This is a genomic window from Helicobacter bizzozeronii, from assembly GCF_900196775.1.
GTDB lineage: Bacteria > Campylobacterota > Campylobacteria > Campylobacterales > Helicobacteraceae > Helicobacter > Helicobacter bizzozeronii.
In genome coordinates this window covers 1-11,278 of sequence record NZ_FZLB01000015.1, presented here as the reverse complement: position 1 = coordinate 11,278, position 11,278 = coordinate 1, and the positions used below count along the sequence as shown (strand labels likewise).

General features: G+C 42.6%; 12 protein-coding genes and 1 pseudogene. 5 read left to right on the top strand and 8 right to left on the bottom strand.

Translation table 11 applies throughout. The annotated features are described in order from the left end of the window. Positions 1–317: 317 nt before the first annotated feature. Complete coding sequence (locus C5684_RS02115; RefSeq protein ID WP_013891165.1) at positions 318–578, bottom strand: helix-turn-helix domain-containing transcriptional regulator; 261 nt, start codon at positions 576–578, stop codon at positions 318–320. Continuing rightward, the gene (locus C5684_RS02110) at positions 569–877 is read right to left on the bottom strand and encodes a type II toxin-antitoxin system RelE/ParE family toxin (protein WP_104639269.1); all 309 of its coding nucleotides are present in this window, start codon (positions 875–877) and stop codon (positions 569–571) included. Before C5684_RS02110 ends, C5684_RS02115 begins: the two co-directional genes overlap by 10 nt. A 563-nt stretch (positions 878–1,440) precedes the next feature. Between C5684_RS02110 and C5684_RS09445 the strand changes: the two are divergent. Then, positions 1,441–1,595: pseudogene (locus C5684_RS09445) on the top strand (IS1595 family transposase); the annotation flags it as partial. A 165-nt stretch (positions 1,596–1,760) separates the two neighbouring features. On the opposite strand, the gene C5684_RS02100 reads toward C5684_RS09445, so the two are convergent. The 3 genes from C5684_RS02100 to C5684_RS02090 form a co-directional block, all read right to left on the bottom strand. Then, positions 1,761–3,155, bottom strand: a complete 1,395-nt coding sequence (locus tag C5684_RS02100; protein WP_104639267.1) for an McrC family protein — start codon at positions 3,153–3,155, stop codon at positions 1,761–1,763. An 87-nt stretch (positions 3,156–3,242) separates the two neighbouring features. Continuing rightward, positions 3,243–4,967: an McrB family protein gene (locus C5684_RS02095; protein ID WP_013891163.1), complete on the bottom strand. Its 1,725-nt coding sequence runs from the start codon at positions 4,965–4,967 to the stop codon at positions 3,243–3,245. Between the two features lie 160 nt (positions 4,968–5,127). Next, a complete protein-coding gene (locus C5684_RS02090) occupies positions 5,128–6,063 on the bottom strand; it encodes an AAA family ATPase (RefSeq protein WP_158306694.1) in 936 nt (311 codons plus the stop codon). 213 nt (positions 6,064–6,276) lie between these two features. Here C5684_RS02090 and C5684_RS02085 point away from each other — a divergent pair, with 213 nt between their 5' ends. Genes C5684_RS02085 through C5684_RS02075 form a run of 3 tightly spaced genes read left to right on the top strand, consistent with a single transcriptional unit; the run spans position 6,277 to position 7,785 of the window. Continuing rightward, positions 6,277–7,338, top strand: coding sequence for a tyrosine-type recombinase/integrase (locus C5684_RS02085; protein ID WP_013891161.1), 1,062 nt, complete (start codon positions 6,277–6,279; stop codon positions 7,336–7,338). A 37-nt stretch (positions 7,339–7,375) separates the two neighbouring features. Then, positions 7,376–7,612: a type II toxin-antitoxin system HicB family antitoxin gene (locus C5684_RS02080; protein ID WP_104639266.1), complete on the top strand. Its 237-nt coding sequence runs from the start codon at positions 7,376–7,378 to the stop codon at positions 7,610–7,612. Then, positions 7,600–7,785 (top strand): type II toxin-antitoxin system HicA family toxin, encoded by a 186-nt coding sequence (locus tag C5684_RS02075; RefSeq protein WP_104639265.1) that lies wholly within the window; start codon positions 7,600–7,602, stop codon positions 7,783–7,785. The genes C5684_RS02080 and C5684_RS02075 overlap by 13 nt, the downstream gene beginning before the upstream one ends. Positions 7,786–7,806: 21 nt before the next feature. On the opposite strand, the gene C5684_RS02070 is transcribed toward C5684_RS02075, so the two are convergent. The 3 genes from C5684_RS02070 to C5684_RS02060 are packed head-to-tail and all read right to left on the bottom strand — an operon-like array spanning position 7,807 to position 9,762. Then, on the bottom strand, positions 7,807–9,306 hold the full coding sequence (locus C5684_RS02070; protein WP_104639264.1) for a replicative DNA helicase: 1,500 nt from the start codon (positions 9,304–9,306) through the stop codon (positions 7,807–7,809). After that, positions 9,306–9,557 (bottom strand): hypothetical protein, encoded by a 252-nt coding sequence (locus C5684_RS02065; protein WP_013891157.1) that lies wholly within the window; start codon positions 9,555–9,557, stop codon positions 9,306–9,308. The genes C5684_RS02070 and C5684_RS02065 overlap by 1 nt, the downstream gene beginning before the upstream one ends. Next, positions 9,547–9,762 carry a hypothetical protein gene (locus C5684_RS02060; protein ID WP_013891156.1) on the bottom strand — a complete coding sequence of 72 codons (216 nt, stop codon included), beginning with the start codon at positions 9,760–9,762 and terminating at the stop codon, positions 9,547–9,549. Before C5684_RS02060 ends, C5684_RS02065 begins: the two co-directional genes overlap by 11 nt. A 154-nt stretch (positions 9,763–9,916) precedes the next feature. Here C5684_RS02060 and C5684_RS02055 point away from each other — a divergent pair, with 154 nt between their 5' ends. Beyond that, positions 9,917–11,038: a S24 family peptidase gene (locus C5684_RS02055; RefSeq protein WP_013891155.1), complete on the top strand. Its 1,122-nt coding sequence runs from the start codon at positions 9,917–9,919 to the stop codon at positions 11,036–11,038. Positions 11,039–11,278: the final 240 nt, after the last annotated feature.

Genomic DNA, 11,278 nt, shown 5'->3' with positions numbered 1-11,278 from the left:
GGAGTCTTACATTCCCTATTGCTAAGGTTGATGCCCCAACCCCAAGGGTATTACTCCTTGATTGCACAAATATTAGCACAGCCATGCTGGTGCTAGCCTTATATCCCCATAGCTAAAGCTAGGGGCTTTACGGCGCGGTTGGTAAGTATCAACACAAGAGATCAAAAACACGATAACCCAAGGAAAGCCGGGGGAGCCCCCGTTTTAACTTCGCTTTCACTCTTGCATAGATACGGTAAAAAGTTTCTTAACTTTTGGGTTTTTCTATATCTCTCCGCAAGAGCTTACCCACACTATTAAGGAGATTGTTGTGAGCCTTAAGCTGTGTGGCTTTTAGATAGCCTCAAAGCCTGCAAACCAAAGCCAAGTTTTTTCAACACCTGCATAAACTCTAAGGTGTCGCCCTCAAAAGCAGAGAGGTCAATGCCCTTAATGCCCTTCGACTCAGCGATAATCTCTAAAGCGTCTTTGAGTTCCGCCATGTCGCCATCCGCTAAAACAGCGTTAAGGTAAGATAAGCGCACTTGATCGGAGTCTAAGAACTCGGCCGCATTAAAGGGTTTAAAGGTTACGGGCATGGATAATCCTTTAAGATTTTTTGTGCCCTCATTATATCCTTTTGTTGCGTGCTTTTATTGCCCCCGCACAATAAAATTACCAACACCTCGCCCCGTTTAGCCATATACAGACGGTAGCCTGCACCCGTGTGGATACGCATCTCAAAGATTTGACCCGTGATGTGCTTGTGATCGCCAAAATGCCCGTTATTTTTTAAGTTCTGTATGCGGCGTGTGATCGCACTTTTTCCGTTTAAATCTTTGAGGTTCTTTAGCCATTTTTCAAATTCGCTTGATATTTGTACTTTTCCATACTCCATTTTAGTGTAAAAACGCCTATTTTTGGGCTTTAAAGCCATAAATTTACATAGGATAAATCACACAAGACTTGATAAAAGGCACAAAAGCCCTAAAATTAGGCGCAATAAACACGCTTTGACCCATCTAGACACTGGGTGCAATGTTGGTAGCCATGCCCAAATCACACTAAACTCTTGCTACCCTTGTTTGAAGGTCAAACACCCTAGAACTCACCCAACCCTTTTAAAACATCTCAAACCCAAGTGCCCAAAAAAAGACCAGTCAACCCGACCAAGCTAACATAGCGTTTTAATAGCCGTAAAGAGGTCATACACCGCAATCTTGCCAAAAACCATACATAAGTAGTGATTGGTTGGTGCATAGCGTGGGTTGCGTCTGTAGGCTTGGTTTTGTGTATGGCTATACAACTATTGTAAAGTAACTATGCCTACAGAAGACTACCATGCTCCCTATCGAGCGGATACTCAGACAAATAGAATAAAAGGCTCTATTGTAAGAAGTATTGTTTAGCTAAAGATTTGCTATAGCATCTTCGTTAAATCCCTTGAATAAGGGCTTTTAAATGCCCAGCAATGTAAATAAGTTGGAGATTATTAAGAAACTTTTTGATAGTTTGACTAAAAACGATAAGAAAGTCTTTTTAAGACCGTCAAGCAAAAGAAAAACAGACAGTCTAAAACACCTATTCAAAAAGAAATTAAAGAGTGTTCCTCTTGTTAATCTGTTAAAAGGGAAGCCGTGCGATCAATGTTTTAAGAAAATCAACATTATTTACAAACAGAGCCAAATAAAACAATAACACCTACCATCTTTTCTTACAAAACACCCTAAAAAAATCACTCTTTGAGGGGCGATTTTGGTATATACAAATGGCAACACATTTTAAAAGTTTTCTAATGGAAAAAATGTGGTCTTAAGTTTAATGGGCTTATCTGTTGATATGCGTGGTTTGAATGTCCCCGTGATGGGTTGAGTGTTGTCATGCCATGGGTAGACAAGATAAACGCTCACTTGCCGTTGTTTTTCTTGTTGTTTTTCTGAAGAAACATAAACACTTGCATACGCCCACACTTGGCACAGATCGGTTTTTTTAACTTTTCTATCCTTTTCAACTTTCCATTTAGTATCCAAAATCAAAATTTTTTTATCATTCTCAAGAATAATGTCGGGAACTAATGCTGAATAATCTCTAAAATTTTCATCTTCCATAAGATATTTTCTATTCTCTTCTTGCAAGCTCACACTATAGCCCTCTATGCTTCTTTGTAACCAATATCCTACAAAGGACTCAAAGAGTTTCTCCATTGGGAACAAGAAAGCATGAACCTGATCTATTCCACTATAGGGGGTCAGAAATGTTTGGCGCAAGAACAAACGACACCATGCTAATAAACTTTGGTATTCCCTAAAACGCGTGGCATGTTCGCTTTTGGCAAAGTCCGAATCGATCTCTGTGTTTGGAGTAGGGCTGATCTCCTCAAAGACAAACCATACAGGGTTAAATTTATCCTGCGTCCTAGGACTCAACACCAGCGTTTTGAAATATTTAAGTGTGGCTTTAATTAAGCGGTTAGGTGGCACATCTAAACTATACTCATTGCTAGTGGTGTAAAAACGCTCCTTGTGGATTAAATTGTGCTTAAGATGCTTAACAATCTCTAACTTGCCCTTGAGAAAAGTGCGGTTTTTGGTTGTGCGCAAATAATCGCATTTGAGTCCGCGCTTAATCAGTTGCTGGCATTCCTCTAAAAACATATGTACAAAAATATCCAATAAGGACAGGTTGGCATTGCCTAGATAGGCAGACTGGATTTTCTTAAAAGGAACACCCTTAAGAGTGGCTAGGCAATTATAGAGAACTTGTTTGGCATGGCAAATACGGCATGGTGGTGATTCTAGGGATTTTTGTTCCGCAGATTCTCCTTTGAGTTGCTCAACAAACTCCATTACTTGCTCTTGAAATTCAATGCTGTCAAACTCACACAAAGAATTTTGGCAACTGGGGTCATGTTGGGCGGTTGAATCACCCTCATACACCTTAGGCAAAATTTCCAGACAAAAACCCCTTACTTGTAGCAAACCCACATAATTTTGTGTTCTTAATGTGTTCTTATTTTCAAATTTCAAGAAACAGCGATTCTTCTCTTGGTCTGCGAAATCCTGCAAAGCCTCCCATATCCTCTCCTCATCGTCATTGGGATCTAGTAGACACTTCCTTATGTCCTCTTTGGTGAAGGTGGTGTATTCTGCTCGGTAGAGTGTCGGTATGGTACGCATAAAGGCTATTCATTGGTGAGTGACGGATTAGATTCAGATTCCCTATTTGTATCGTTGCTACCATCTGACTTGTCCGGCTCGCCATTGTTATATTTTCTTAAAAACACCACCATCCCAACCATTTAATTCTGTGATCTTATAAACTTTCTTATCAGTATCGACTAAACTTTTAAAAGATTTTTCAAGTTTATCGACAACTTTTACTGCCTTATCTTTTGTTATCACATCCTGCACTTTCTCACCTTTCAACATACCATTCCCATTCAGCACGATATCAATCTTGGCGTAATCATCATAAAAATACTCTTGCAAAAGCGGGATGATCTTGTTTGCAAAGCACTCTTGTAAATCCTCCAAAGTTTCTAGTCCTAAAAAGTAAGTGTGCCCGATGGTGTGGTGGCGATCTAACAAAAATTCTATGCGTTTATTCATGACTCTCAAAAGTGTTTCCAAACTTATGCCTGTATCTTGGTTATCCTTGTCTTTAATGCGATTCTTAAGTTCATCGGGCTTTGACATCATCTCCACAAAAGTGAATCTACGGCGTAAAGCCGTATCCATCAAGGCAATATTCTTATCAGCGGTATTCATGGTGCCAATGATATAAAGATTATTGGGGACACCAAAAAGTTCTTTTTCCTCTTCTTCTCCTTCCACCTCCTCCATATTTTCATTTTGCCCATCTTGATCTTGATCTTTCTTCTTTTTATCTTTCTTCTTTTTTTGACCTTGACTATAAGGCAATATAACCTTTAGCTCCTCACTATTACCTAGTCGTTTGCTGGGTTCTATAAGTGTGATAATCTCGCCTAAAATACTAGCGAGATTGCCTCGATTGATTTCATCGATGATGAGGATGTAGTTGGGTATTTCTTTTTGTTTAGACATTCCTTTATTTTGAGAAACCTTTTTCTTCGAATCCTCGATAGACAGAGAAGGTTGTAAGGGTTTAGGGTGTGCTTTAAAATGATCTCGCTCATATTCATAGATTTTTTTATAAAGTGGGTAATAGTATTGGGCATTACCATGGTATTCTCTCTTGCTTTTTCCCCAAGGTTGAATGTCTTGTAGTCTTTTAATTTTTCCACTTTTAAAATTAAAATAGTCTCTTTCAATCATGTGTCTCGCCAATCCTTGCGTGCCTTCCTTAATAGAACCTCCAAGCTTAAATGAATACTTGGTAACTTCTTTCCCAGTAATTTTGCTAGCACCTTTCTCGTCATCACTAACCTTACGAATTGTTACATATTCTTTTTTTCCATCACAGAGAACAAATTTTCCTTCACTCCTAATGATTTTTTTCACATCCTCGGCAAAATCATGGATTAGTTGATCTAGATAATCCATGTCCTCTTTGTATCCTTCTTTGGCTACCATATGTGACTCCATTTGATTGGGCACATCATTAGTCTCTTGTGCGAATTGATTTTTAAGAACCTCCCTAGCCCTCTCACATATCTTCTTAAAAATTCCATCTTTGACGCGGTAAACAACCTGCCTATCGCCTTTATCTTTATCAACATCTTTATCAACATCAGGTCTAATCCCCTCTACAAACTCTTCATAGCTATAACTCTGATGAAAGGTTACAAACTCGATCCGCCCCTCTTCTTTGTAATGATCAAACAAGGCTTTAGCACGGATTCTTTCATCACCATCAATGGACTTGCCTACTCTTTTAAGCTCGTTTTTAATAGCTTCATCATCTTTAAACCCCAAAATCTCTAATGCCTTGTTGATAGTCTGGTAAGTTTTACCCGTTCCTGGGGGTCCATAGAGGATTTGGTTTAAAGGGTATTTAGAATCCGCCACTATGTCTCCTTTTAATACCAAAAAGTCGCTAGAAAACACCACCTATCGAATAATCGCATAAAATTCTAAACCGCACCATTGTATTTGTCAGTTCTTGGCATTAATCAAGCCAAAATTTCATTAGCTAAAAATTCAAATATGCTCACTATCCAACTCCTCTCTATACCAAATCCATCTCTTCTATTTTTGTCCCTTCAGCGACCAAATGAGGTCTGCCCGTTACAAGTGTGTCGCTTGTAATGACACATTGATGCCCCACAAACTTTTGTTCTTGCAAGTCAGACATAATTAGGAGCAATCTGTCTGTTAGCACAAGTCCAATGGCTCTCATGCCCGTTCCCTCTTGCATAGTTTGATCAATGATCATCTTTTTGGCTTTGGGAGTAAAGACAAGACAGCTACCATATCTCAAAAACTCATTTTCATACTCAATGATTGCCCGATCAAAGGCACTCTCTAACATCTCTGTATCTACATTTTCTAACACGATGCGCACAGGAATACGCCCTATAAGTTCTCTAATCAATCCACAGCGCATTAAATCAGCACTTTTAACTTCTTGGAGAGCACTGGGCTCTTGTGGTTTAACAATAGGCGGTTGTTTGATAAACCCTATAGTATCTTGCTCTTTTTGATTGTCTTGATTGTCCTTATTATGATAGAGATTTGCAAAATGTCCGGCCAAGATAAACAAAATTTTTGAAGTATCCATAGACATCTTGCGCCCTTTGGTCTTTCTTTCTTCTTGTTGGTTGTAAGGAAAATTGATGTTATGCCCTTCTATGATTTTAAGCAATTGTGTCTGCACGCTCATTTTAAACGAATCGTAATCACTAACTTCTATTTCTAGTTTATCTACTTCATCTAAGAATATCACACCCTTTTGGGCTTTCTCAATTTCCTGTCCAGCATTTTGATAAAGATCAGCAAACATGTTAAGAATGTCTGCACCACGCCAGCCTTCTGGTGTAAAATGCGAAGCATCTACAATGCAATAAGGGATACCCAAATGTTTTAAAAGCGTAGTTGTCATAAAAGTCTTGCCCGAACCAGAAGAATCTACCAACAATGTATCTCTTGGGCATAGCATTCTCATCGCCCACAAAGTGTTTGTAGTGGTTAGCAATAACCATACATTATAGCATAATATATAGAATGTAGTTTTGTTAATGGGGGTTTGGAGAGGGGTTAGAACATTAGTGGCGGTGTATAGGGGGTTTTGGGGGTTTTTGGGGGTTGTGGTATAATGGTGTTGGAGCATTTTAAAGGGGCGTGAAAACACCAAAAAACACAACTAAACGGGGACAAAATGGGGACACAAAAGGGCGGGGGGAACAAGACTTCTAAACGCTATGTTGGGGTGCGTAGCAAGGTGCTAAATGATGGGGATGTAGCCTATTATGTGCGCTGGGTAGATCGGCATGGCAAGCGAATAGAGCTTAAAGTTGGCACCAAAGCTAGCGGGTGGAATGAAAAAAAGGCAAGCCTAAGGCGGGGGGAGTTGATGCACGCTCCGACTAAAATGGTGGTGACTTTGGGGGAGATTTACCCGCTTTTATTGGCAAGCAAAGCCCAGCAAGTGCGCCCCAAAACGCTAGCCGATTATGGGCGTTATTGTGGCATTATCGCCGCTAAATTGGGGGATATTCCTATCGAGCGTTTGAGTCCCTTGATGATTGAGGGCTTTTTGCAAGAGCATAATGCCCAAAGCGGGCGGTTTCGGGCGTTTTTGTATCTGTTGCTCAAAGCGGGGCTAAAGATGGCAAAAAGTCATTTTGGCGTGGATAATCTGCAGGCGATGGAGAATGTGGCTAGCCCCAAAGTCAATGATCAGCGGGGGCGGTTTTTGAGCTTGGAGGAGATAAAGCGTTTGCAGGCGGCGATTAAGGGGGATTTTGAATTGGAGCTGTTTGTGGCGTTGTCTTTGAGCACGGGGGCTAGGCTTAGGGGCGTGTGTGCGGTTAAAAAAATGGATATTGATTTGGCTAATCAAAGTATTAGACTCAAGGATTTTAAGAGCAATAGTATTTATACGGGCTTTTTAAATGCGGAGTGTGTGGGGCTATTAACGGAACATTTGGCGGGGTTGGAAAACCAAGAGGGGGTTTTTAAGCCCGGTGTTCTCTCCCGTGTGCGTTATAGTTTGCGCCGTATTTTAAACACTCTTTTTAACACCCCGCTTCCGCCCCGCCCCCAGCGGGTGGTTATCCACACCTTACGGCATACTTTTGCTAGCCATTTGGCCATTAAGGGCACGCCCATACAGATTATCTCTAAGTTGTTAAACCACCGCGACATTAAGCAGACGATGCGTTATGCCCACTTGCTCCCTAGCAGTGGCAAGGAGTATGTTTTGGGGTTGTGGGGGTGAGATTTTAGTATAATGGCAAAAATTAAAGGCGGTGGATATGCTCCTTAATGCGGTGATTGAAAAAGATGAATTTGGATATTTTGCTTGCGTGCCTGCTTTGCAGGGGTGCGTGTCGCAGGGGAATAGTTACGAGGAGGCGTTAGAGAATATCAAAGAGGCGATTGGGCTTTATTTGGAGAGTTTGGGGGCGGAGGAATTGGCGCACCTTGCCAACAAGAATGCCGTTATAGTGCCTATTGAAGTGGCACTGAATGCCCTGAACTGCCTAGATTGACAGCCAAAGAGGCAGAAAAGTTGTTGTTGCAAAATGGATTTATTTTGTTGCGGCAAAAGGGTAGTCATAGGATTTATTTGAAGGGCAAAATTAGACAGGTTTTGCCCTTCCACGCGGGGCAAACTCTGCACCCCAAAATCGTTAAAGAGATAATGGAAAACATAGACAAATAGGGGCATTTTGCCCCATTGGGACTAATGGGCGATGGGCACAAAAATAGGGGAGGCGGGTTGTTCGGGGGGTGTGGGGCAGTTAAGGGTGTGTTGGCTGGGGTCATCGCTAAAGCGCATAAAGGGGGGGCAAAACCAAATTTTAGCGCTGCCCACCTCCCCATCGCGGTTTTTGGCGACAATTAATTCGGCCTCATGGCAGCCGCTAATGTGGCTTTCCTCTAGTTTGTCTAACGCCTCTTGGGTGAAAGTATCCCGCTCCTCTTTGTTAAGGCTGATTGTGTTGGTCTTTTTATCAACTTTGATGCTCCCAAAGCGTTTGGCCGCCTCAGCAAAGACGCGTTCTCTAGCGTATTTGAACTCTCGATGCAAGAATATCACCATGTCGGCATCTTGCTCGATGCTCCCGCTCTCTTTGAGATCAGATAAGAGCGGGCGGCGATCTTCTCTGTCATTGACTGCCCGTTTGACTTGGCTTAGGGCGATGATAATGATGTCATTTTGCACGGCACACGCCTTGAGTGCGGCACTCACTTTTGAGAGTTTGGAATGTAGGTTGTAATCATCATCTTGGGTTTCAATTAGCTGGATATAATCCACAATGACCAATTTTACCCCTTTTTGTTTGGTTGCGGTGGTGATAGCCGTGATGATGGTGTTTAAATCCCTAGACCCGGCGTATGTGTAAAAGGGCAGGGCGCGCCTTTTTGCCATCCCTTGCTTGATCGCCTCCTTGCGTTTAGGGCCTAGATTGCCTAAGTTTTTGAGGTCTTTAACCGGGACACCCTCTAAGAGGCTGACCACCCTTAAGCCAATGGCGGTGCGGGTCATCTCTAGGCTGCAAAATAGGGTGCCATTTTTAGGGTTGGCAATGGGGATTTGTAGGGCGAGATTGAGGGCCAGGGCGGTTTTACCCATTGAAGTGCTCGCCCCGATGATGATCTGATCGCCGGGTTTAAAGCCCCCGGTGAGTTCATCTAAGGGGGTATAGCCGCTTTTGATGATATTGAGCTTGCCCTCCTCGTATAAGATGATGTCGCCCAGTAACGCACCATCATCCATTGCGCCATCATAGATCAAGTCTGCACAGGGGGAATAGGCGTGGCTGATGTTCTCTAGGCTCTGCAGGGCGTGGGCGTGGATGTCTTTGGGGCGGGCAATAGAATTGCATTCTTTTTGCACATTTGCGCCCATTTCTTGCAAAGCCCGGCGGTGGGCTTCCTCTTTGAGTAGGGCGATAATGTGTTGGATATTGGGGGGGTTAGGGGTGTTCATAATAACCTCCAATTCAGCCTTTAATCCCACCTTTTTAGGCGTGGGGTGATACTCTATAATGAGTTCTTGGCTTAGTATAGCATGTGTGGTTAATATTTGGTGAGCAATTGAAAAAATGCTTTGGTGGATAGGGGTAGTGAAGTCTTGGAGTTCTAGCGGGTTTTTGTCTAAAAACTCCTTTGGGGCGACAGATTGGATTAGAGCCGCCAAAATGGCGCGCTCGTGTTTTAGCAATTCTTGCAAGTCCATTAGAAATATTTGAACTTGCTATCAAAGGTAACCATGAACTCGGCTAGGTCCTGTGCCATCACCACCCGCCTTCTATTGAGCTGGGTATAACGGGGCATGTCTCTATCCCCAGCGGTGAATTTGTTTTTGATGGTCTCTGGGGTTACTTGGAATATACCCGCCAAATCCTCGTAACTGAGCATGAGCCCGTGTTTTTCGATGATGCTTTGGGTGATGGCGATGATCATTTGCTGTTGGTAACTAATTGCCATTGTGATACTCCATAGTGATGTAGCCATCGGCTTGCATTTTTTTAAGGGCTTGAAACACCTTTAAGCTTCTAAAGTGTGGGTTTTGATTACTGCGGTAGCGGGTATGGTAGTTCAGCGTGCCAAGTTTAATGCCGTATTCTTTGGCAAAAAGACTTAGGTTGCCAAAATTATTAATGATTTTACTATGGTTAAGCGTGATTTTCATTAATACTCCTTATATCTTATTGCAATAATAAATAATAAAATTTTAATTCTTGCTTAAAATATAATGATAATGAATAGTAAAGCGTAAGCAAAGAAACAATTAAATAAAATTAGTTATGCAAAAAGAACAAGATTTTAAACAATTGACGCGAGAGATGAAGGCGTTTTTTAATGTAGATTCTTTGGCAAAGATAGGACTTGCACTAGGTTATTCACGGGGGGCTATTAATGCATGGTGTGCCAAACAACGCTTTTCAGCTAATGCCCTTCTAAAGTATTATGAGTTGCGGGCTAAAGGCACGCCCCCGCCCCCTGCTAAAGAGGAAAAACACGCTGGGTATAAGCAGTTGGCACGGGAAATGAAAGAGTTTTTTGGGGTGGGGTCTTTAAAGGGGGTGGCTAAGAGTTTGGGGCTTTCACCTACCAGTGCCTCTAATTGGAGCAACGCCAAGCAATTCCCCGATCATATTGTAGAAAAATTCCAGCAAATGCGATCGGCTAAACAAGCCCAAAACCCGACACAAAAGGGGCTTTTTGGCTCTTTGCAAGCAGATAGCACCCCCCCCCCCCCGCTTCGTGGGGATTGGGGGCGCAATGGCAATCCCCAAGAGACACAGGAGCGGATCAAGCAAGTAGCTGAGTTATTGCACGCAACACGGCGCGCACACGGGTTTAAAAACTGGGTTGAGATGGGGGAGGTGATGGGTGTGCCTGCAGGCACATTGCGGGCGTATTCCAGTGGCAAGAGTCAGGGCGTGCCCTCTAGGGCATTTTTGCGTAAGTTGGCTAAGTTAGCCGATGTGAGCGCGTTAATAGGGGAGGTGCAGGTAGCACAATGGGAGCGCAAGAAAGAACATGGCGATGTCCTTATCGCTGTCTATGATAGTTTGGGGACTTTGGTCCCCCAGGAGGAAATCAAAGCCCCGATGATGAGTTTGGGCTTGCGTGTGCGTTACCCTAAGAATGCGTTAGAGATTTTGGGCGTGCAACAAGAGGAAATACGCCTAGCACGCTTGAAAAACGATAGTATGAGCCCGCTTTTAGAGGCGGGGGATTATGTGGTGATTGAGGATTGTTTAGAGCTTAGGAGTGGGGATATTATTGTGTTTGAATACGCAGGCGAGGTGTTCATTAAGCGCATTGAGAAGAATCCTGTTACGGGGGGCATTAAGTTTTTTGCGGCTAATAAAGACAACCTAGACTTTGAGCTCCCAAACGGGGTCGATGAGAAGTTTAAGATGATGGGCGTGGTTAGGGGGAAGTTTAAAATCTTTTAGCGTTTAAGGTTTGGGGGGCATTTGGTGGGATTTTGGCGGGTCCTTCCTCGCATTTTTTTAAATCGCTAGCCGCGCGGCTACCCCAAAAAACACTTTTTTTATTAAGTTTTGAACCCTTACACTTACACAAAATCCCCTAAAATAGGGCACTCACACACACATAAACCTTAAACATAATCCCATTATCACCAAATTATGAAAATCAACATACACTATCAAATTCCCATAATTCTCCACAAA

Bases quoted from the DNA above. Each gene is read 5' to 3' on its own strand.
- C5684_RS02110 (WP_104639269.1), bottom strand. From the start codon at position 877: ATGGAGTATGGAAAAGTACAAATATCAAGCGAATTTGAAAAATGGCTA.
- C5684_RS02065 (WP_013891157.1), bottom strand. From the start codon at position 9,557: ATGGCAATTAGTTACCAACAGCAAATGATCATCGCCATCACCCAAAGC.
- C5684_RS02085 (WP_013891161.1), top strand. From the start codon at position 6,277: ATGGGGACACAAAAGGGCGGGGGGAACAAGACTTCTAAACGCTATGTT.
- C5684_RS02055 (WP_013891155.1), top strand. From the start codon at position 9,917: ATGAAGGCGTTTTTTAATGTAGATTCTTTGGCAAAGATAGGACTTGCA.
- C5684_RS02070 (WP_104639264.1), bottom strand. From the start codon at position 9,306: ATGGACTTGCAAGAATTGCTAAAACACGAGCGCGCCATTTTGGCGGCT.
- C5684_RS02060 (WP_013891156.1), bottom strand. From the start codon at position 9,762: ATGAAAATCACGCTTAACCATAGTAAAATCATTAATAATTTTGGCAAC.
- C5684_RS02115 (WP_013891165.1), bottom strand. From the start codon at position 578: ATGCCCGTAACCTTTAAACCCTTTAATGCGGCCGAGTTCTTAGACTCC.
- C5684_RS02080 (WP_104639266.1), top strand. From the start codon at position 7,376: ATGCTCCTTAATGCGGTGATTGAAAAAGATGAATTTGGATATTTTGCT.
- C5684_RS02090 (WP_158306694.1), bottom strand. From the start codon at position 6,063: ATGAGAATGCTATGCCCAAGAGATACATTGTTGGTAGATTCTTCTGGT.
- C5684_RS02100 (WP_104639267.1), bottom strand. From the start codon at position 3,155: ATGCGTACCATACCGACACTCTACCGAGCAGAATACACCACCTTCACC.